Annotated in this window: 2 protein-coding genes; both read left to right on the forward strand. The window is 39.4% G+C overall.

Annotated elements, in window-relative coordinates:
* The coding region (locus A3739_RS19350) for an SAF domain-containing protein (protein WP_197472446.1) at positions 1–390 on the forward strand (390 nt) is incomplete at its 5' end.
* Between the two features lie 12 nt (positions 391–402).
* Complete coding sequence (locus A3739_RS19355; protein ID WP_068502466.1) at positions 403–888, forward strand: hypothetical protein; 486 nt, start codon at positions 403–405, stop codon at positions 886–888.
* Positions 889–989 lie beyond the last annotated feature (101 nt).

The following is a 989-nucleotide window of genomic DNA, read 5'->3' on the forward strand; positions in this document are numbered from 1 at the left end:
AATACAACAGCTATTGCTTCGGTCTCGCTAGGCTCTTGTGTTATTGAAAAGCATGTTACGCTTGATCGTTCTGGAGGAGGTCCGGACGATAGTTTTTCATTAGAAGAAAAAGAACTTCTTCAGTTATGCCGTGATAGTAAAACTGCTTGGGAAGCACTTGGTTCTGTCAATTATCAACGTAAAAAAAGTGAAGAAGGAAATGCCACTTTTAGGCGTTCACTTTATGCCGTAGCCAATATCAAAGCTGGCGAAAAGCTCACAAAGCAAAATGTAAGATCAATACGCCCAGGTTTTGGTCTTACGCCTAAAGAGTTGCCTAATGTGCTAGGTAAAAAAGCCGCACGAGACATTGCGTTTGGTGAGCCAATTTCTTGGAATCTAGTAAAATAAGAAAAAGCAAAAATGAACACAATGAAGTCTGCTTTATTTATCGTCACCTCTCCCTTACAACTGTTATGCGCTGCTGAAGCGTTTAAGTACTACAAAATAGGTAAGGCAACTTTAGTCGTAAAGTATGGAGGCAACGATGTATCAAACAATATGCTCAGGGACATGCTGCTCGAATATCCGCTTTGGAATGCAACCTATATTATCACCAAAGAAAAGTCTCTCAGAGAAACCTATAAAACAGTTCGCGCCTTGCGAGGAGAGCAGTATAACTTGGTGTTAAATGCCGAATTTAACGCTTGGTTTCAAAATATCCTCATCGCAAATATTAAATACAACAAACGAGTCATTTTCGACGATGGAGTCATGACACTTAATGACTACCGTGTTTATTTTGAACCACGGATAGCATCATCCAAATCTCATCTTGAAAAAGAATTACTTTTAAGAGTGCTCGGAATATCCAAATTCAGGCCGAATCAGTTTTATAGGTTTCTCTGAGAGACTTTTCTTTGGTGATAATATAGGTTGCATTCCAAAGCGGATATTCGAGCAGCATGTCCCTGAGCATATTGTTTGATACATCGTTGCCTCCATACTTT

Source organism: Oleiphilus sp. HI0067 (assembly GCF_001635735.1).

Coding starts and splice junctions, on each gene's coding strand:
- A3739_RS19355 (WP_068502466.1), top strand. CDS start 403: ATGAACACAATGAAGTCTGCTTTATTTATCGTCACCTCTCCCTTACAA.